Origin of the sequence: Caulobacter sp. UNC358MFTsu5.1, assembly GCF_000712075.1 — a bacterium.
In the GTDB taxonomy this organism is placed as follows: Bacteria; Pseudomonadota; Alphaproteobacteria; order Caulobacterales; family Caulobacteraceae; genus Caulobacter.
The window spans coordinates 1413751-1431287 of record NZ_JONW01000005.1 but is presented as its reverse complement, the minus strand read 5'-3'; the positions used below and the strand labels follow the sequence as shown (position 1 = coordinate 1431287).

The following is a 17537-nucleotide window of genomic DNA, read 5'->3' as shown; positions in this document are numbered from 1 at the left end:
TTGCACGAAAAAGGGCAGCCCCGTCGGAGCCGCCCTTTCCGTATCTCGAAGGCTTGGAAAGCCTACTTCAGCGAGCTGTCGATGCCCTTGCAGGCTTCCATCAGGCCCTGGACCGAAGCGACCGAGGCGGCGAACATCGCCTTCTCGGCGTCGTTGGTTTCGAACTCGACGATCTTCTCGGCGCCGCCGGCGCCGATGACCACCGGCACGCCCACGTATAGGTCCTTCAGGCCGTATTGGCCGGTCAGGTAGGTGGCGCAGGGCAGGACGCGCTTCTTGTCCTTCAGGTAGCTGGTGGCCATGGCGATGGCCGATTCAGCCGGGGCGTAGAAGGCCGAGCCGGTCTTGAGCAGGGCGACGATCTCGCCGCCGCCCTTGCGGGTGCGCTCGACGATGGCGTCCAGCTTCTCCTGGGTCAGCCAGCCTTGCTTGACCAGCTCGGGCAACGGCAGGCCTCCGACCGTCGAGTGACGGACCATCGGCACCATGTCGTCGCCGTGGCCGCCCAGGGTCCAGGCGTGGATGTCTTCCACCGACACGCCGGTGGCTTCGGACAGGAAGTAGGCGAAGCGGGCCGAGTCCAGGACGCCGGCCATGCCGATGACCTTTTCCTTCGGCAGGCCCGAGAACTGCTGCAGGGCCCAGACCATCGCGTCCAGCGGGTTGGTGATGCAGATGACGAAGGCGTTCGGGGCGTGGGCCTTGATGCCTTCGCCGACGGCCTTCATGACCTTCAGGTTGATGCCCAGCAGGTCGTCGCGGCTCATGCCCGGCTTGCGCGGCACGCCGGCGGTGACGATGCAGACGTCGGCGCCGGCGATGTCGGCGTACTCGTTGGCGCCCTTCAGGGCCACGTCCTTGCCGAACACGGCCGAGGCTTCGGCGATGTCGAGCGCCTTGCCCTGGGGCGTGCCCTCGGCGATGTCGAACAGGATCACGTCGCCCAGCTCTTCACGAGCGGCGATGTGGGCCAGGGTGCCGCCGATCATGCCGGCGCCGATAAGGGCGATCTTCGCGCGAGCCATGGGGTCTCCATCAGGCTTGTTGGACAAGAAATGTCGCGGCGGGGTCTACGCCCGCAAAGGCTCGGCCTCAAGCCCTCTTTGAAGCCCTCTTTCCCCTTTCGCTGCGGTGCGGCAAAACGGCATGAACAACGATAAGGAGGCTTGGCCGTGAGCAAGACCGATCCGGGACGGTTTTTCGAGGATTTCAGGCTCGGCCAGGTGATCGTCCACGCCACCCCGCGCACGGTCACGGCCGGCGACGTGGCGCTGTACACGGCGCTATACGGGCCGCGTTTCCCGCTGTTCTCGTCCGACGTCTTCGCGCGCGACTGCGGGCTGGAGACCGCCCCGGTCGACCCGCTGGTCGCCTTCCACGTGGTGTTCGGCAAGACCGTACCCGACATCAGCCTGAACGCCGTGGCCAACCTCGGCTACGCCGAGGGCCGATTCCTGGCCCCGGTGCATCCGGGCGACACCCTGTCGGCGAGGTCCGAGGTGATCGGGCTGAAGGAGAACTCCAACGGCAAGACCGGCGTGGTCTATGTGCGCACCACCGGGACCAACCAGCGCGGGGTGGCGGTGCTCAGCTATGTACGCTGGGTGATGGTGAAGAAGCGCGATCCCGCCGCGGTGGTCGAGGGGCAGTCGGTCCCGGACCTGGCCGCCGCCGTGGCCGCCGCCGATCTGACGCCGCCCCCGGGGCTGGACTTCAAGCGCTACGACTTTGCCCACGCCGGCGCCCCGCACGCCTTCGAGGACTACGAAATCGGCGAGAAGATCGACCATGTCGACGGCATGGCCGTCGAAGAGGCCGAGGCCCAGATGGCCACGCGGCTATGGCAGAACACCGCCAAGGTCCACTTCAACCAATTCGAACGGGCCAAGGACCCTTCGGGCCGGCGGCTAGTCTATGGCGGGGTGGTGATCTCCACCGCCAAGGCCCTGTCGTTCAACGGCTTGCAGAACGCCGGACTGATCCTGGCCATCAACGGCGGGCGGCACGTCAGCCCCTATTTCGCGGGCGGCACGGTGTTCGCCTGGTCGCAGGTGCTGGACAAGGCCGACCTGGGTCCCGGCGTCGGCGCCCTGCGCCTGCGGCTGGTGGCGACCGTGGACCGGCCGTGCGGCGACTTCCCGGACAAGGACGAGGCCGGGGCCTACGCCTCGGGCGTGATCCTGGACTTCGACCATTGGGCGGCGGTCCCGAAGCGTCATGGCTGAGTTCGTCCTCGATCCGGCCTTCGTCGCCACCGCCGCCGAGCTGGGCGACCTGCCCCTGTGCCACGCCCGCCTGCAGCTGGACGCCCGCTATCCGTGGGTGGTGCTGATCCCGCGCCTCGCCGGCGCGCGCGAGCTGGAGGACCTGTCGGTCGCGGCCCGCGCGCGGCTGATCGAGGAGACCGTGCTGGCCGGGGCGGCGGTCCGCGCCGTGGGCGAGGTGCTGGGCCTGGCGGTCGACAAGCTGAACGTCGGCGCCCTGGGCAACGTCACGCCCCAGCTGCACGTCCACGTCCTGGGCCGCCGGGTCGGCGATCCCGCCTGGCCGGGACCGGTGTGGGGGCATTCGCCCGCCCAAGCCTACGAGGCTGCTGTGATGACACGGGCCCTGGCGGCGGCGCGGGAAGCGCTGGGCCTGTAGAGCCAGCGCACATCGCCTCCGTCATCCCGGGCGCAAGGTCCGGGATGACGGAGGAAGGCGGAGCTTCGCGGACGGGCTCTTCGATCAGAGCGACAGCCCGCCGTCGGCGGTCAGGCTGGCGCCGGTGACGAAGCCGGCCTCCTCGCGGACCAGATAGGCGACCAGGCCGGCGATCTCGCGGGGCTCGCCCATCCGCGCCAGCGGGATCAGCGGCCGGACCATCTCGACATAGTCCGAGGTCATGTCGGTCAGGGTGGGGCCGGGCTGGATGTTGTTGACCGTGATGGCGCGCGGGGCCAGGTCGATGGCCGCGCCCTTGACCAGGGCCGCCACGGCCGCCTTGGTCATGGCGTAGGTGCTGCTGCCCGAAAACCCGATGCGGACCGCGACGTTGCTGCCGATGGTGACGATCCGGCCGCCGTCGGAAAGGTGCGGCGCGGCGTGGTGCAGGGCGGCGAACACCCCGCGGATGTTGATCGCCACCATGCGGTCGAAGTCCTCCAATCGGACCTCGTCGATCCTGCCGCGCTGCAGGATCCCGGCGTTGACCACCAGGATGTCCAGCCGACCGAAGCGGGCCAGGGTCTGGTCGACGGCCGCCTTGATCTGGTCGGCGTCGGCGCTGTCGGCCCGGACCGCCAGAGCCGTCCCGCCCCTGGCCTCGATCGCCGCCCGCAGGGTCTCGGCGTTCTCCGGCGAGCTGGCGTAGGTGAAAGCCACCTGGGCCCCGTCGGCCGCCAGGCGCTCGACGATCGCCGCGCCGATGCCGCGCGAGCCGCCCAGCACGAGGGCGACCTTGCCCTGTTGTTCTCGTTCCATCGGATGTCTCTTTCTTGACTGATCGGTCCGTAACGGCGCGGCCTTAGGGCATTATGGATCGTTCAGTCAAGAATATTCTGGACAGATCGGTCAAATATGCTAGGAAGGCGCATGGCCAGACCGATGGAATTCGATCGCGACGAGGCGCTGGCCTCGGCGATCAAGGTGTTCTCCAGCCACGGCTACGAGGGCTCGTCGACCGCGACCCTGCTGGAGCAGATGGGTATCGCCCGCCAGAGCCTGTACGGCGCGTTCGGCGACAAGCGCCGCCTGTTCCTGGAGGCGCTGAAGCGCCACAACGCCGAGAGCCTGGCCGAAATCGTCGCGCCGCTGGACGCCGACCTGCCGTGCCTGGAAGCGATCGAGGCGTCGCTGCTGGCCTTCGCCCGTCCGGGGGCCGATCCGCAGAAGGGCTGCCTGGGCGTCGGCTCGGTGGCCGAGTTCGGCCGCGCCGATCCGGACATCAACGCCATCAACGACGCCAGCGGCCAGGCCCTGCGCGCGGCCCTGGCGCGGCGCCTCCGGGCGGGCGTCGCGGCGGGCGAGGTGGCGGCCGATATCGATCCCGACCAGGCCGCGGCCTTCCTGCTGACCGTGCGGTCGGGCCTGAAGATCGCCGCGCGCGGCAACGCCGACCGCGAGGATCTGCGGGCGATGGTCGCGATGGCCTTGCGCGGCCTGCGCCCGGCCTAGCGCTTCTTCTTCTTGGTCGAGCTCTTCGAGGTCGCCTTGCCCTTGGCCGAGCCCTTGCCCTTCGAGGCGACGGCCTTGCCCTTCGCGCCCTTCTTGCCTTTGGCGGTGGTCGCCTTGCCCTTGCCGGCCTTCTTGGCGGCGGCCGCGCACTTGGCCTTGGCCGCCTTCAGGGCCTTGCCCTTCTTGCCCTTGGTCGGACAGGCGGCGGCCTTGGCCGGCGCTTCGGCCGCGACGCGGGGCGCGGCGGGACGCGGGGAGCCCCAGATCACCGGGCCCCGGCCGGTGGGGACGTAGCCGGGCGGCAGGGTGGCCTGGGCCACGCGACGGGCGGTGACCAGGGTCTCGGCCCCGTTCTCGTTGAGCTTGCCGCTCCACGACCCGTCGCCGCGCGGCGTCAGGTCCAGGGTGGCCAGCTGGCCGGGGCGCGGCGAGAACCGGGCCAGGAAGCCGCCGTACGAGCGGTCGACGAAGTCGATCAGGCCGGTGGAGCCCACCGTCCCGGGCCGGCGCACGTCGCGCCAGGCGCCTTCCAGCCCGTCATAGCCGCCGACCTTGTCGACCAGCTGCAGCCGGTAGAGGGCCGCGCCGTCCGGCCCCTCGATCGACCAGCCGCCGTCCAGCGGACCCTGCAGGCCCTGGGCGGCCAGGATCGAGCCCTTGACCCGCAGGTCGTAGGCCTCGGCCATCGGCACGTAGCCGCCCTGCGGAATGGCGTGGTTGGGATCGATCTCGTCGGGATCGCGCCCGGGGATCGGCAGGATGGTCGGCTTGTGCGGCGGGGCCGGCGCCTGGGGCGCGGCGTCCTCCTCGTCGGTGGTCTGGGGACCGCTCTGGGCGATCAGGTCGGCCAGGGGATCGACGGCCTGGTCGGCCGAGACCGGCGCGTCGGCGGCCGGCGGGGCGGGCACGAGCGGCGTGGCGTTCGGATCGGCTTGGACAGCCGCGGCCTGGACCGGCGCGGCCGGGGCGGGCGCCTCCTGAGCCAGGACAGGAGCGGCGGAGAAGGCCAGCAGGGAGATCAGGAGCGCGCGCATCAGGCTTCCGGTCTAGGCGGCCGAGCGTTCGGCGATGGCGGCGGCCACCGCCACCAGCCGTTCGGCCTGGACCAGGTGCAGGCGCTCGGCCATCCGGCCCTCGACGCGCAGGGCGCCCTTGCCGGCGTTCTCGGGCGCGGCGAAGGCGGCGATCACCGCCCGGCTCCAGGCGATCTCGTCGGCGGTGGGCGAGAAGACCCGGTTGCAGATCTCCAGGTGCTTGGGGTGAATCAGGGTCTTGCCGTCGAAACCGAAATCCACCGCCTGGCCGCAGACCGCCTCCAGGGCGGGAAGGTCCTCGATGTCGTTGTGCACCCCGTCCAGGACGGCCAGGCCGTGGGCCCGGGCGGCGGCCACCGACAGCGACAGGATCGGCAGGAAGGCCTCGCGGCCCGGCGTCTGGCGGGCCCGCATCTCCTTGGCCAGGTCGTTGACCCCCATCACCCAGCCGGTCAGGCGGGTGGTCTTGGACGCCGCGGCGATCTCCCACAGGTGGAAGGCGGCCTTGCAGGTCTCGATCATGGTCCAGAGCCGGGTGTGGGCCGGGGCTGCGTGCAGGGCGGCCTGGTAGGCGTAGACGTCGGCCGCGTCGTTGACCTTGGGGACCAGCACCGCGTCCGGCCCGGCCTCGGCGACGGCCTTCAGGTCGGCCTCGCCCCACGGGGTGTCCAGGCCGTTGGTGCGGACGACGATCTCGCGCGGGCCGAAGCCGCCGGCCTTGACCGCGGCGACGGCGGCCTCGCGGGCGGCGTCCTTCATGTCCGGGGCGACGGCGTCCTCCAGGTCCAGGATGATCACGTCGGCGTCCAGCGTGCGCGCCTTCTCCACCGCCTTGGCGTTGGAGGCGGGCATGTAGAGGGCGCTGCGGCGCGGCCGGGCGAGATCGGACATGAGGCTCCCTTAGTCTCGTTCCTCCCTCTTAAGCATCTGAACGCCGCCGCCGGAAGTCGTCACACGTCTTAACAGCGGAACGGTGTCCAGATTCCCCAGAACGGGGTTAAGCTCGCGCCATGACCACGCGCTACGACGACAACGCCAAGAACGTGCTGGGCCAGGAGCTCCAGCCCTGCTCGCTGAACCCGGTGACGGGCTTCTACCGCAACGGCTGCTGCGAGACCGGGCCGCACGACCTGGGCCTGCACACGGTGTGCGCGGTGATGACCGAGGAGTTCCTGGCCTTCTCGGCGGCCACCGGCAACGACCTGTCGACCCCGCGCCCGGAATACGCCTTCCGGGGCCTGGTCCCCGGCGACCGCTGGTGCCTGTGCGCCGGCCGCTGGAAGGAGGCCCTGGACGCCGGCGTCGCCCCGCAAGTGGTGCTGGAGGCGACGCACGAGGAGATGCTGGCGGTGGTCCCGCTGGGCGTGCTGAAGGATCACGCGGTGGCGTAGGGCCGGGGACATGCGCTTGCGCGTGTCCCCAAGTCTGGCTCGGCGCCCGTGAAGCGGCTGGGGACACGCACACGTGCATGTCCCCGGTCGAAGGGTCATTCCAGCGGCTTCAATTCCCCCAGCATCGTCGGGATCAGCTCCGACACGGTCGGGTGGATGTGCACCGCGCGCTGGATCACCGTGTAGGGGGCCTTGGCGTACATCAGGTCGACCATGCCGTGGATCGCCTCGTCGCCGTTCAGGCCCAGGATCGCCGCGCCGAGGACCTGCTTGGTCTCGGCGTCGACCACCACCTTCATGAACCCTAGCGTCTCGCCCTTCTCGACCGCCCGGCCGACCCGGGTCATCGGGCGTTGGCCCACCAGCAGCGGCCGGCCCGTGGCGCGGGCCTCGGCCTCGGTCAGGCCCACCCGACCCAGGGGCGGGTCGATGAACAGGCCGTAGCAGGTGATGCGGTCGGTCACCTTCCTCGGATCCTTGTCCAGCAGGTTGGCGGCGATGATCTCGAAGTCGTTGTAGGCGGTGTGGGTGAAGGCGCCCTTGCCGTTGCAGTCGCCCATGGCCCAGACGCCGGGATTGGTCGTCTTCAGCTGGTCGTCGACCACCACGTAGCCGCGCTTGTCCAGCTCGACCCCGGCCTTCTCCAGGCCGAGGTCGTCGGTGTTGGGCTTGCGGCCGATGGCCAGCAGAACGTGCGAGCCGATGACCTGCGGCGCGCCCTCCTCGCAAGTGACATGGACGCAGACGCCCTCGGGACAGGGCGCGAAGCTGATGCACTCCGACTTCAGGCGCATGTTCACGCCCTCGGCCTCGAGGATCTCGCGCACGGCGTCGGAAATCTCCGGGTCCTCGCGGCCGATCAGGCGCGGGCCCATCTCGACCACCGTCACATCGGCGCCGAAGCGCCGGTACATCTGGGCGAACTCCAGGCCGATATAGCTGCCGCCGACGATCACCAGGTGTTTCGGCAGGGCCTCGACCTCCATCATCCCGACATTGGTCAGGTAGCTGATGTCGTCCAGGCCAGGCATGGGCGGAGCGTTGGCCCGGCCGCCGACATTGAGGAAGATCTTCGGCGCGGTCAGCAGCTCGTCGCCCACGCGGACGGTGTCGGGGCCTTCGAAGCGGGCGTGGCCCCGGAAGACCGTGCAGCCCTTCATGCCGCCCAGCCACTTTTCCAGATTGCCCCGAGCGTTGAGGGTGACGGTCCGGGCGCGGTCGTGGACCCGCTTCATGTCGACGCCGACCTCGCCGCCGCCCAGCGTCACCCCGTACTCGGCCGATCGCCGGGCCAGGTGGGCGGCGTAGGCGCTGGCCACCAGCGTCTTGGTCGGCATGCAGCCGGTGTTGACGCAGGTGCCGCCGACGTCCTTGCGCTCGACCAGGGCGACGGTCCAGCCGGCGTCGGTCAGCCGCCCGGCCAGGGACGGTCCGGCCTGGCCGGCGCCGATGATGATGGCGTCGAACGCCTGGGCGGTGTCGGAGGCCATGACGTGATCCTACTTGGTGGCCAGGACGATCAGGGCCGCGCCGCCGACGGCGACCACGTCCTCGATCAGGGCGGCGGGCAGGTCCTTGCCGAAGGCCTTGGCCAGGCGGGCGCGGACGTCGGCCCCGCCCAGGGTGCCGATCACCGCCCCGACGGCTCCGGCGATCGCGCCGCCGATCCAGGCCCCGCCCAGCATCCCGATGGCGGCGCCGCAGAAGGCTCCGCTGGCGATGCGCGTGCCGAACTGCACCGGGACCTTGCGGCTGGGGGTCTTGGGCAGCTGGTCGCCGACCAGCTCCAGCACGGCCAGGGCGGTGAACACCCAGGTGGCGATGGAGCCCCCCAACCACGCCAAAGGCGTGCCTTGAAGCGGTATCAGGCCCAGATGCGCGCCCCAGGCGACGGCGGCGGGAGCGGTCAGGGCCCGAAGGCCGGCCACCACCCCGATCAGCAGGGCGAACAGGTAGAGCGACATGCGTATCTCCGGTTGCGGCGAGCGTCGCCTTGATCTGGCGCGCCGCCTGATCAAACCGCAAGGCCGAACGCTGTTCTTGGACGTTTAAGCTCCGCCTGGGCCCAGGCTTCAGCTCAGCGGGAACTCGGCCTCCAGGCGATAGACCGAACCGTGCTTGGTCTGCCAGCTGGAATAGAGGCCGAAGCGGTCCACCCGGAACGGCGGCGAGCGCAGCAGGTTGTGGCCCTGGATCCAGGCGGCGACCTCGGGGACCGGCGGGCGCTTCAGATAGGCCAGGGTGACGTGCGGGCGGTAGGCGCGGGTCTCGGGCTTCAAGCCCACGCGGCGGGCGGCGGCCTCGTTGGCGTGCTGCAGGCGGGCCAGTTTCGGACTGTCCTCGACCCCGGCCCAGACGGCGTGGATGTCGTCGCCCTCGCCGAAATGGCCGGCCCCGGCCATCCGCAGGTCGAAGGCCGGGACCTGGATCTTGGCCAGTTCCTCGGTCAGGTCGGCCGCGTCGGGCTCGGGCACGTCGCCGACGAAGCGCAGGGTGATGTGGAAGGCCTCGACCGGCCGCCAGTGGGCGCCGTCGATGCCGTACTGGCGCGGGACCAGGTCTTCGGCGAGGTCACGCGGGATGGCGATGGCGGTGAACAGGCGGATCATGGGGCGAACTTAGCGGACGGCCCTCGGTGGACAAGGGCGGGCGGCGACCGCGTCCGACGGTTGCGGGACCGCCCCGGCGCTGCTAGCTCCGATCCCAGGGGTTTGGGGGCATGAACATGAAACGACTGTCGTGGGGCGCGGTGTTTTTCGCGTCGGCCTTGGGTCTCGGCGCGGCCGCGGCCAATGCAGCGCCGGCCAAGATCATCACGCGTCCCGATTGGGCGGTGAAGCCGACCGGCGACGACATGGAGCGCTTCTATCCCGCCAAGGCCAAGGCGGAGAACGTCTCGGGGCGGGCGACGATCGCCTGCGAGATCACCGCCGAGGGCGCCCTGGTCGACTGCAAGGCCAAGAACGAGAGCCCCAAGGGCTACGGCTTCGGCGAGGCGGCGGTGTCGCTGGGCGGGATTTTCCAGATGAAGCCCAAGACGGTCAACGGTGAGCCGGTGGGCGGCGGCACGATCACCATCCCGGTCGTCTTCCTGGCCCCGCCGGAGCAGCCGGGAATAGGCGACATGGCCATGGTCCTGACGCGCATCGGGACCCAGCCGGCGGTCGTGGCGCCGTCCGTCGAGGCGGCCGACACGCCGAAGGCGCCGGTCATTCCTTGTCCCGATGGGACGGGAATGTGCCAGGGCCACTTCTTCATGTGGCTCCAGAAGCCGACGGCGAAGCAGAACAAACGTCTGGTGGCGGCCGCCCAGCGATCCGAGGGCACGACCTTCGCCCAATGCACCGTCACCACCGAAGGCCTGCTGGACGGCTGCCAGTTCGGCGGAGACGACTACACGCCGGCCACCGAGAAGGCGATGCGCGACGCCATGGGCTTGCTCAAGGCGCCCTTCAAGACCGCCGACGGTCTGGCGACGGCCTCCACGACGGTCGTCATCATGTTCCCGTGGGACTGGCTGACCGGCAAGAAGACGGAAGACACCCCTTAGGCCGCCCTACGGACAGGGGTTCGGCTGCAGGGCGTGCAACGCGTTGACGGCCTTCTCCATCTCCTCGGTCCAGGTCAGGTCGAAGGCGGCGATGTCGGTCTTCAGCTGGTCCATCGAGGTGGCGCCGATGATGGTGGCGGTCACGAACTCGCGGGTGTCGCAGAACTTCAGCGCCAGCTGGGCCGGGTCGAGGCCGAAATGGGCGGCCAGGTCGACATAGCCGCGGATCGCCGGCTCGGCGCCAGGGCCCTCGTAGCGCTGCATGCGGTTGTAGAGCGCCTTGCGCGAGCCCTCGGGCAGCTTGCCGTCCAGGTACTTGCCGGTCAGCTGGCCCTGGGCCAGGGGCGAATAGGCCAGCAGGCCCACCTGTTCGCGCATGGCGATCTCGGCCAGGCCGTACTCGAAGGTGCGGTTGGCCAGGTGATAGGCGTTCTGGATCGAGGCGATGCGCGGCAGGCCCTTGGTTTCGGCCTCGGCCAGGAAGCGCATCACGCCCCAGGGGAACTCGTTGGAGACGCCGATCGACCGGATCGTCCCCTTCTTCACGTGGGCGTCCAGGGCTTCGAGGATGTCGCCGAACGCCTCGAAGTCCTGTTCGTAGTCCTTGAAGGTCTGGCCGCCGAACACCCGCACCGGCCGGTCGGGCCAGTGCAGCTGGTAGAGGTCCAGATAGTCGGTCTGCAGGCGCTTGAGCGACTGCTCGACCGCGTAGTCGATCTGGGCCTTGGTCTGGCGGGTGGGACCGCCGTCGGGGCGCATCCACGACAGTCCGCCGAACGCCGCGCCCCGGCCGGCCACCTTGGAGGCCAGGACGATCTCGCCGCGCTTGCCGGTCTTCTTCAGCCACGAGCCGATGTAGCGCTCGGTGTTGCCCTGGGTCTCGGGATTGGGCGGGCTGGAATACATCTCGGCGGTGTCCCAGAAGGTCACGCCCTGGCCCAGGGCGTAGTCCATCTGTTCATGGGCCTCCGCCTCGCTGTTCTGCGAGCCCCAGGTCATGGTGCCCAGGCAGCAGCGCGAGACCTGGATGCCGGTCCGGCCGAGTTCCACGTAATCCATGTGATCCCCATCGATAGATGCGCGGGACCTGAATAGAGGCTGTCGCCCGCCGCAGAAAGCGCAACATCTTGCATGATCCTGGCGCGGCCCCGATATTCGGGGAGCGTCCAAGCACGGGCGCGATGCTTTTTGCGAAGGGCTTTACCCCGATGAGCGACTTCAACCGCGGCTACGCGCGCTCGATCCCCGCGGATCGCGCCGACATGTCGGTTGACGCCGGCCTGCGTAGTTTCATGCTCGGCGTCTACAACAAGGTGGCGTTGGGTCTTCTGCTGTCCGCCGCCCTGGCCTTCCTGACCACCGCCTACGCGCCGGTGGCCAACCTGCTGTACGTCCTGACCCCGGACGGCCGCCTGGCCGGCTTCACGGTGCTGGGCATGGTGCTGCGGTTCGCGCCGCTGGCCATGATCCTGGTGTCGATCTTCGCCATGCGCAATCCGACCGCCCGCTCGTCCGGCGCGCTCTACTGGGCGCTGGTGGCCTCGATCGGCGCGGGCCTGGGCCTGTGGCTGCTGGTCTATCAGGTCCAGTCGGTGTTCACGACGTTCCTGGTCACCGCCATCGCCTTCGGCGGCCTCAGCCTGTTCGGCTACACCACCAAGAAGGACCTGACCGGCTTCGGCAGCTTCCTGCTGATCGGCCTGATCGGCCTGGTCCTGGCCTCGCTGGCCCAGGTGTTCCTGCAGCTGCCGGGCCTGAGCTTCATCATCAGCATCGTCGGCGTGTTCGTCTTCGCGGGCCTGATCGCCTACGACACCCAGAACCTGAAGATGACCTACTACCAGCTGGGCGGCGACCGCCAGTCGATGGCCGTGGCCACCAACTACGGCGCGCTGCGGCTCTATCTGAACTTCATCAACCTGTTCCAATTCCTGCTCAGCATCTTCGGCAGCCGCCGATAATCGCGGGCCCAGGACCGACGACCGGCCCCGGCGGGAAACCGCCGGGGCTTTTTTCTTGCCTAGAGCCGGTGGCGCAGCCGCTTCAGGCGGAAGGCCAGGATCACGATCAGCACGCCCAGGGCGATGGCCCACAGGGCGATCAGCCAGGCCAGGGCCACGGCGCCGGCCCGCGGCGCCAGGATCACCCCCACGCCGAACAGCACCGAGATCGCGCCCGATCCGATCAGCGACCATTCGTTGTCGATGACCTTGCGCAGGTGGATCGCGCCGATGATCTCCAGCAGGCCGCGCGCCACGGCCGAGGCGCCGATCAGGATGATCAGCAGGACGGCGGTCAGGTGCGGCCACAGCAGGGCGGCGGCGCCCGCGACGAGGTTGGCGATCCCGAGCATCACCAGCCACCAGCGCGGGATCCAGCCGCCGCCGCGCACCGCCTCGGCCAGGGCGAACACCCCGTCGCCGAGGGCGTAGACCGCGTAGAGGATCACCAGGATCAGCAGGGTCAGATGCGGCCACAGCAGGGCCAGGGCGCCGAACAGGATCGCCGCCACGCCGCGCGCCAAGACCAGCCACCAGGTGCGCGCCAGCAGATGGGCCACGGAAAGGGGTTCGGCGATCATGCGGCGCTCCCTGTCGGGCCCGGCTTGGGCCCGGTCCCATGGAAACGCCGGATCAGCCTTGATCCGCTCACGCGCGGCGGATCAGTCGACGACCTTGAACCGGCCCTTGTCGAACATGCGCAGCACCTGGGCCAGGTCGTGGCCGCGCTTGAGGGTCAGGCCGCCCTGGCCGATCACCGCCCACTCGCCCTGCTTGCGGGCCAGGGCCGGGCGTTTCTCGATGCGGTAGAGCGGCGCCTCGGCCGCGTGGCGGAACACCGAGAACACCGCGTGGTCGCTTTGGCCGGCCATGCCGTAGTCGCGCCATTCGCCCGCCGCGACCATCCGGCCATACAGCCGCAGGAGCTGGTCGATCTCGCGACGCTCGAAGAAAACGACACCAGCGACAGGTCGGGAATCCAGGGCCATCGGACGAAGCCTAAACCCAAATCAGGCCCCTAGGCGAGCGTCGCCATGCGGGGTCTTCGGAGCGTTGCCGGCGCGCTACAGTGACGCTTGATAATTTCCGGCTCGACGTGACCGGACACGAAATGACCTTAATTTCGACCCGTCCGCGCCCGCTTGCCCCATGATCTTGAGGGTGTCGGCTGATCGGACATCCTGCGGTTCAGGATCCTGAACAGCCCCCCCAGCCCCCTCGATCGTGGGCCGGTCGGCCGACAGACTATCCCAAGATATCGCTCGAGACCCCGCGTGGCGCCCCTCTCCACGCGGGGTCTTCGCGTGTGCGTCGTGCTGGCGCTTCGACACACGTCGGACACGAACCGCCGCGAAACGACCTTGATCGCGCCCTTCCAGCGCCGACTTGCCGGGCGAAAAGGTCAGGGTCGGTCGATCGGATGCCTCGGGTCCGGACCCTGATTGCCCCCCAGCCCCCTGATCCGGGCTCCGGTCGGCCGACGGACTAGACATTCCCCTCCCCTAAGAAGCCGCGCGGTGTCCCCTCCCCGCGCGGCTTTTCTTTTTGGGGTCCTCCCCTGGGGAGGTCTCGGGGGTTACTTCTCCGCCGCTTCCTGCAGCACGCCGATCACCCGGCCGCCCTTGGCGCCCTGGACGATGATCACGGTCTTCAGCGCGTCGTCGCCGGCCGCCGGCAGGCGGTACAGTTTAGGCCGGCCCGACCAGGGGCCCAGCCGGACCAGTTCGCGCACGACGTTGCGGTGGACCAGGGTCTGGCCCCGGTTGTCGCCGCGCTTGACGGCGATGTCCTGCTCGCGCGGATCGTAGCGCACCAGCCAGACCTCGCCGCCGCCGCGCGGCGCGGGGCCCGAGCCGACCGCGACGCGACGGCCGTCGCCCAGGAATTCCATGTCCGGCGGGTTGGACGCGGCCTTGGCGGCGTCCTTGACCAGGGTCTCGACCGCCTCGGCCTTGGCGCCCGAGGCCTGCTGGCGACCGGCCACCACCACCTGCGGCGTCGGCACGTCGCGCAGCGAGAACTTGGTGGCGTAGGCGCGCTGGCGGGCCGCGAAGGCCGGCTTGGCGAAGGTGTCGGTCCAGCCCAGGTAGTCCCAGTAGTCGACCGAATAGGTCAGGGCCAGGACGCCCTTGTCGTCGGCCATGTCGGCGACGACCTGGTTGGCCTTGCCGCAGGACGAGCAACCTTGAGCAGTGAACAGCTCGACCACCACCGGCGGTTTCGCGGCGAACGCGGGCGCGGCGGAAAATCCCGAAAGGGCGGTGAGGGCGAGGAAGAGCAGGGCCTGACGCATGTGCGGGGCATTTAGGCCAAGATCGCGGCGGATGGCCGTTCACGAGGCCGTGAAGGGAGGCTTCTTTGGCCTTTCAACGCGAACCGTGGCCTGAAACCAGCGGTTGGGCGCCGTGCGTCCTTCGAGGCTCGGCTACGCCTCGCACCTCGGGATGAGGACCACAGCAAGCGGGCCTGAGCGCGCCTCGAAGGAGGCACGGCCGACCAGCCAAAGAAAAGCCGGGCCTTTCGGACCCGGCTTCGTCTTTTCGACGCTCCGAAGAGCGGTCCGTGCGGACGCTTAGTCGGCCTTGGCCAGGTTGCGCAGCACGTAGTTCAGCACGCCGCCGTTCTTGAAGTATTCAAGCTCGGTCGGGGTGTCGATGCGGCAGCGGACCGGGAAGCGGGCGATGCGGCCGTCGGTCGGGCGGTAGAGCTCGACGATCAGCTGCTTGCGCGGGGCCAGGTCTTGCAGGCCGCGGATCGAGACGATCTCCTCGCCCGTCAGTTCCAGCTTCTGCCAGCCTTCCTGGATGAACTGCAGGGGCAGCACGCCCATGCCGACCAGGTTCGAGCGGTGGATGCGCTCGAAGCTTTCGCAGATCACCGCGCGGACGCCCAGGAGCTTGGTGCCCTTGGCGGCCCAGTCACGCGACGAGCCGGTGCCGTATTCCTTGCCGCCGAAGACCACGGCCGGACGGCCTTCGTCCTGGTACTTCATGGCCGCGTCGTAGATCGACATCACTTCGCCCGAGGGGAAGTGCTTGGTCACGCCGCCTTCGATGTCCGGGGTGATCTTGTTGCGGATGCGGATGTTGGCGAACGTGCCGCGCATCATCACCTGGTGGTTGCCGCGGCGGGCGCCGTAGCCGTTGAAGTCCAGCGGATCGACGCCGTGGTCGATCAGGTACTGGCCGGCCGGGCTGGTCTTCTTGATCGAACCGGCCGGGCTGATGTGGTCGGTGGTGATCGAGTCGCCGAACACGGCCAGGACGCGGGCTTCCACGATGTCGGTGACCGGAGCGGGGGTCATCGACATGTTCGGGAAGTAGGGCGGGTTCTGGACGTAGGTCGAGTCACCTTCCCAGGCGTAGGTCTGGCCGCCGGTGATCTTGATCCCCTGCCAGTTCTTGTCGCCCTTGAAGACGTCGCCGTAGCGGCTGGCGAACATCTTTTCCGTCACCGACTTGCGCTGCAGGGCGGCGATGTCCTCGTTCGAGGGCCAGATGTCCTTCAGGTAGACGGGCTTGCCGCCCTTGCCTTCGCCCAGCGGCTCGTTGGCCAGGTCGATCTTCATCGAGCCGGCCAGGGCGTAGGCCACCACCAGCGGCGGCGAGGCCAGGTAGTTGGCGCGGACGTCCGGGTTCACGCGGCCTTCGAAGTTGCGGTTGCCCGACAGCACCGAGCAGGCCACCAGGTCGGCCTCGTTGACGGCCTTGCTGATGTTCTCGGGCAGCGGGCCCGAGTTGCCGATGCAGGTGGTGCAGCCGTAGCCGACAAGGTTGAAGCCCAGGGCGTCCAGGTGCTTGGTCAGGCCGGCCTTGGCCAGGTAGTCGGTGACCACCTGCGAGCCGGGGGCCAGCGAGGTCTTCACCCACGGCTTGACCTTCAGGCCCTTGGCGACCGCGTTCTTGGCCAGCAGGCCGGCGGCGATCAGCACCGAGGGGTTGGAGGTGTTGGTGCACGAGGTGATGGCCGCGATGACCACGTCGCCGTGGCCGACGTCGAAGTTCTCGCCTTCGACCGGCACGCGGGCGTTGGGGGCCTCGGCCTTGCCGAACTCACCGGCCAGCGATTCGGCGAACTTGGCGGCGGCTTCGGTCAGCAGCACGCGGTCCTGCGGACGCTTGGGGCCGGCCAGCGACGGCAGAACCGACGACAGGTCCAGCTCCAGGGTGTCGGTGAAGGTCGGCTCGGCGACGCCGGGCTCCCACCACAGGCCCTGCTCCTTGGCGTAGGCTTCCACCAGGGCGACGCGGGCGGCGTCGCGGCCGGTGCCCTTCAGATAGGCGATGGTCGCGGCCGAGATCGGGAAGAAGCCGCAGGTGGCGCCGTATTCCGGAGCCATGTTGGCGATGGTCGCCTGGTCTTCCAGGGTCAGGCTGGCCAGGGCGTCGCCGTAGAATTCGACGAACTTGCCGACCACGCCCTTCTTGCGCAGCATCTGGGTGACGGTCAGCACCAGGTCGGTGGCCGTCGCGCCTTCCGGCAGGGCGCCGTTCAGCTTGAAGCCGATGACTTCCGGGATCAGCATCGGGATCGGCTGGCCCAGCATGGCCGCCTCGGCCTCGATGCCGCCCACGCCCCAGCCCAGGACCGACAGGCCGTTGACCATGGTGGTGTGGCTGTCGGTGCCGACGACGGTGTCGGGATAGGCGACTTCGGCGCCGTCGACGGCCGCGGTCCAGACGGTCTGGGCCAGGTATTCCAGGTTCACCTGGTGGCAGATGCCCGTGCCCGGAGGAACAACGCGGAAGTTGTTGAAGGCCGACGAGCCCCAGCGCAGGAAGCGGTAGCGCTCGATGTTGCGCTCGTATTCCTTGGCGACGTTTTCGTCATAAGCCTTGGGCGAACCGAAGTTGTCGACCATCACCGAGTGGTCGATGACCAGGTCGACGGGGTTCAGCGGGTTGATCTTGGCCGGGTCGGCGCCCAGCGACACCATCGCGTCGCGCATGGCGGCCAGGTCGACGACGGCCGGAACGCCGGTGAAGTCCTGCATCAGCACGCGGGCCGGGCGGAAGCTGATTTCGTGCTCGACGCCGCCCTTGTTCTCGAGCCAGGCGGCCACGGCCTTGAGGTCGGCTTCGTTGACGGACACGCCGTCCTCGTAGCGCAGCAGGTTCTCCAGCAGCACCTTCATCGACACCGGCAGCTTGCCGGCGCCGTTCAGACCCGCTTCCTCAGCGGCGCGAAGGCTGTAATAGACGTAGGTCTTACCGCCGACGACGAGTTCGCGGCGGGTTTTGAGGCTGTCGACTGACGCCATTTGGAAGGATCCCTTCTCTGTCCACGGCCGCCGGAAAACCACTCCCGGGAGCGCGCGCTCGAGGCGGACCCACAGCGTCCATCCCCGCGCCGCGTTCATCCCATCCAAATCGGAGGGTGACGGCCGAGGGCTTCTTAGCCTCGGTCA

18 protein-coding genes are annotated in these 17537 nt (G+C 69.2%); 6 read left to right on the top strand and 12 right to left on the bottom strand.

Translation table 11 applies throughout. The annotated features are described in order from the left end of the window. Nucleotides 1-62 precede the first annotated feature (62 nt). Complete coding sequence (mdh, locus tag BR39_RS0108575; RefSeq protein WP_029909863.1) at nt 63-1025, bottom strand: malate dehydrogenase; 963 nt, start codon at nt 1023-1025, stop codon at nt 63-65. Nucleotides 1026-1172: 147 nt separating this feature from the next. Between mdh and BR39_RS0108570 the strand changes: the two genes are divergently transcribed. Together BR39_RS0108570 and BR39_RS0108565 are read left to right on the top strand one after the other, a co-directional pair. After that, nucleotides 1173-2225 (top strand): MaoC family dehydratase, encoded by a 1053-nt coding sequence (locus BR39_RS0108570; RefSeq protein ID WP_029909860.1) that lies wholly within the window; start codon nt 1173-1175, stop codon nt 2223-2225. After that, nucleotides 2218-2643, top strand: coding sequence for an HIT domain-containing protein (locus BR39_RS0108565; RefSeq protein ID WP_029909857.1), 426 nt, complete (start codon nt 2218-2220; stop codon nt 2641-2643). Before BR39_RS0108570 ends, BR39_RS0108565 begins: the two co-directional genes overlap by 8 nt. A gap of 84 nt (nt 2644-2727) precedes the next feature. Here the strand turns inward: BR39_RS0108565 and BR39_RS0108560 are convergent, their stop codons facing one another. After that, nucleotides 2728-3462: a 3-oxoacyl-ACP reductase family protein gene (locus tag BR39_RS0108560; protein WP_029909854.1), complete on the bottom strand. Its 735-nt coding sequence runs from the start codon at nt 3460-3462 to the stop codon at nt 2728-2730. Between the two features lie 111 nt (nt 3463-3573). Here BR39_RS0108560 and BR39_RS0108555 point away from each other — a divergent pair, with 111 nt between their 5' ends. After that, nucleotides 3574-4155: a TetR/AcrR family transcriptional regulator gene (locus tag BR39_RS0108555; protein ID WP_029909851.1), complete on the top strand. Its 582-nt coding sequence runs from the start codon at nt 3574-3576 to the stop codon at nt 4153-4155. Here BR39_RS0108555 and BR39_RS0108550 read toward each other — a convergent pair. Continuing rightward, nucleotides 4152-5189, bottom strand: a complete 1038-nt coding sequence (locus tag BR39_RS0108550) for a hypothetical protein (RefSeq protein ID WP_029909848.1) — start codon at nt 5187-5189, stop codon at nt 4152-4154. The two genes, BR39_RS0108555 and BR39_RS0108550, sit on opposite strands and share 4 nt — an antisense overlap. A gap of 12 nt (nt 5190-5201) precedes the next feature. Further along, on the bottom strand, nt 5202-6080 hold the full coding sequence (locus BR39_RS0108545; protein WP_029909845.1) for a CoA ester lyase: 879 nt from the start codon (nt 6078-6080) through the stop codon (nt 5202-5204). 119 nt (nt 6081-6199) lie between these two features. Between BR39_RS0108545 and BR39_RS0108540 the strand changes: the two genes are divergently transcribed. Continuing rightward, on the top strand, nt 6200-6580 hold the full coding sequence (locus BR39_RS0108540; protein ID WP_029909842.1) for a DUF2237 family protein: 381 nt from the start codon (nt 6200-6202) through the stop codon (nt 6578-6580). Nucleotides 6581-6675: 95 nt separating this feature from the next. On the opposite strand, the gene BR39_RS0108535 is transcribed toward BR39_RS0108540, so the two are convergent. The 3 genes from BR39_RS0108535 to thpR form a co-directional block, all read right to left on the bottom strand. Next, nucleotides 6676-8070 (bottom strand): FAD-containing oxidoreductase, encoded by a 1395-nt coding sequence (locus BR39_RS0108535; RefSeq protein ID WP_029909840.1) that lies wholly within the window; start codon nt 8068-8070, stop codon nt 6676-6678. A gap of 9 nt (nt 8071-8079) precedes the next feature. Then, nucleotides 8080-8544: a DUF4126 family protein gene (locus BR39_RS0108530; protein ID WP_029909838.1), complete on the bottom strand. Its 465-nt coding sequence runs from the start codon at nt 8542-8544 to the stop codon at nt 8080-8082. Between the two features lie 108 nt (nt 8545-8652). Beyond that, entirely contained in the window at nt 8653-9189 is a 537-nt protein-coding gene (gene thpR, locus BR39_RS0108525; protein ID WP_029909836.1) for an RNA 2',3'-cyclic phosphodiesterase, read from the bottom strand. Between the two features lie 116 nt (nt 9190-9305). Between thpR and BR39_RS25715 the strand changes: the two genes are divergently transcribed. After that, a complete protein-coding gene (locus tag BR39_RS25715; RefSeq protein ID WP_197026660.1) occupies nt 9306-10130 on the top strand; it encodes an energy transducer TonB in 825 nt (274 codons plus the stop codon). Between the two features lie 6 nt (nt 10131-10136). Here BR39_RS25715 and BR39_RS0108515 read toward each other — a convergent pair whose 3' ends face one another. Then, nucleotides 10137-11189 (bottom strand): aldo/keto reductase, encoded by a 1053-nt coding sequence (locus BR39_RS0108515; protein WP_029909833.1) that lies wholly within the window; start codon nt 11187-11189, stop codon nt 10137-10139. A 149-nt stretch (nt 11190-11338) separates the two neighbouring features. Between BR39_RS0108515 and BR39_RS0108510 the strand changes: the two genes are divergently transcribed. Next, nucleotides 11339-12091 carry a Bax inhibitor-1/YccA family protein gene (locus BR39_RS0108510; protein ID WP_029909828.1) on the top strand — a complete coding sequence of 251 codons (753 nt, stop codon included), beginning with the start codon at nt 11339-11341 and terminating at the stop codon, nt 12089-12091. A 59-nt stretch (nt 12092-12150) separates the two neighbouring features. Here the strand turns inward: BR39_RS0108510 and BR39_RS0108505 are convergent, their stop codons facing one another. The 4 genes from BR39_RS0108505 to acnA form a co-directional block, all read right to left on the bottom strand. Continuing rightward, on the bottom strand, nt 12151-12711 hold the full coding sequence (locus tag BR39_RS0108505) for an HdeD family acid-resistance protein (RefSeq protein ID WP_035018180.1): 561 nt from the start codon (nt 12709-12711) through the stop codon (nt 12151-12153). Between the two features lie 81 nt (nt 12712-12792). Beyond that, nucleotides 12793-13119 (bottom strand): DUF2794 domain-containing protein, encoded by a 327-nt coding sequence (locus tag BR39_RS0108500; protein ID WP_029909822.1) that lies wholly within the window; start codon nt 13117-13119, stop codon nt 12793-12795. A 587-nt stretch (nt 13120-13706) separates the two neighbouring features. Continuing rightward, a complete protein-coding gene (locus tag BR39_RS0108495) occupies nt 13707-14423 on the bottom strand; it encodes a thioredoxin family protein (protein ID WP_029909820.1) in 717 nt (238 codons plus the stop codon). 279 nt (nt 14424-14702) lie between these two features. Further along, complete coding sequence (gene acnA, locus BR39_RS0108490; RefSeq protein ID WP_029909817.1) at nt 14703-17390, bottom strand: aconitate hydratase AcnA; 2688 nt, start codon at nt 17388-17390, stop codon at nt 14703-14705. Between the last annotated feature and the right edge of the window lie 147 nt (nt 17391-17537).

Excerpts from the sequence above, each read along its gene's own strand:
- mdh (WP_029909863.1), bottom strand. The coding sequence starts at position 1,025 with ATGGCTCGCGCGAAGATCGCCCTTATCGGCGCCGGCATGATCGGCGGC.
- BR39_RS0108565 (WP_029909857.1), top strand. The coding sequence starts at position 2,218 with ATGGCTGAGTTCGTCCTCGATCCGGCCTTCGTCGCCACCGCCGCCGAG.
- BR39_RS0108560 (WP_029909854.1), bottom strand. The coding sequence starts at position 3,462 with ATGGAACGAGAACAACAGGGCAAGGTCGCCCTCGTGCTGGGCGGCTCG.
- BR39_RS0108555 (WP_029909851.1), top strand. The coding sequence starts at position 3,574 with ATGGCCAGACCGATGGAATTCGATCGCGACGAGGCGCTGGCCTCGGCG.
- BR39_RS0108550 (WP_029909848.1), bottom strand. The coding sequence starts at position 5,189 with ATGCGCGCGCTCCTGATCTCCCTGCTGGCCTTCTCCGCCGCTCCTGTC.
- BR39_RS0108545 (WP_029909845.1), bottom strand. The coding sequence starts at position 6,080 with ATGTCCGATCTCGCCCGGCCGCGCCGCAGCGCCCTCTACATGCCCGCC.
- BR39_RS0108540 (WP_029909842.1), top strand. The coding sequence starts at position 6,200 with ATGACCACGCGCTACGACGACAACGCCAAGAACGTGCTGGGCCAGGAG.
- BR39_RS0108535 (WP_029909840.1), bottom strand. The coding sequence starts at position 8,070 with ATGGCCTCCGACACCGCCCAGGCGTTCGACGCCATCATCATCGGCGCC.
- BR39_RS0108530 (WP_029909838.1), bottom strand. The coding sequence starts at position 8,544 with ATGTCGCTCTACCTGTTCGCCCTGCTGATCGGGGTGGTGGCCGGCCTT.
- thpR (WP_029909836.1), bottom strand. The coding sequence starts at position 9,189 with ATGATCCGCCTGTTCACCGCCATCGCCATCCCGCGTGACCTCGCCGAA.
- BR39_RS25715 (WP_197026660.1), top strand. The coding sequence starts at position 9,306 with ATGAAACGACTGTCGTGGGGCGCGGTGTTTTTCGCGTCGGCCTTGGGT.
- BR39_RS0108515 (WP_029909833.1), bottom strand. The coding sequence starts at position 11,189 with ATGGATTACGTGGAACTCGGCCGGACCGGCATCCAGGTCTCGCGCTGC.
- BR39_RS0108510 (WP_029909828.1), top strand. The coding sequence starts at position 11,339 with ATGAGCGACTTCAACCGCGGCTACGCGCGCTCGATCCCCGCGGATCGC.
- BR39_RS0108505 (WP_035018180.1), bottom strand. The coding sequence starts at position 12,711 with ATGATCGCCGAACCCCTTTCCGTGGCCCATCTGCTGGCGCGCACCTGG.
- BR39_RS0108500 (WP_029909822.1), bottom strand. The coding sequence starts at position 13,119 with ATGGCCCTGGATTCCCGACCTGTCGCTGGTGTCGTTTTCTTCGAGCGT.
- BR39_RS0108495 (WP_029909820.1), bottom strand. The coding sequence starts at position 14,423 with ATGCGTCAGGCCCTGCTCTTCCTCGCCCTCACCGCCCTTTCGGGATTT.
- acnA (WP_029909817.1), bottom strand. The coding sequence starts at position 17,390 with ATGGCGTCAGTCGACAGCCTCAAAACCCGCCGCGAACTCGTCGTCGGC.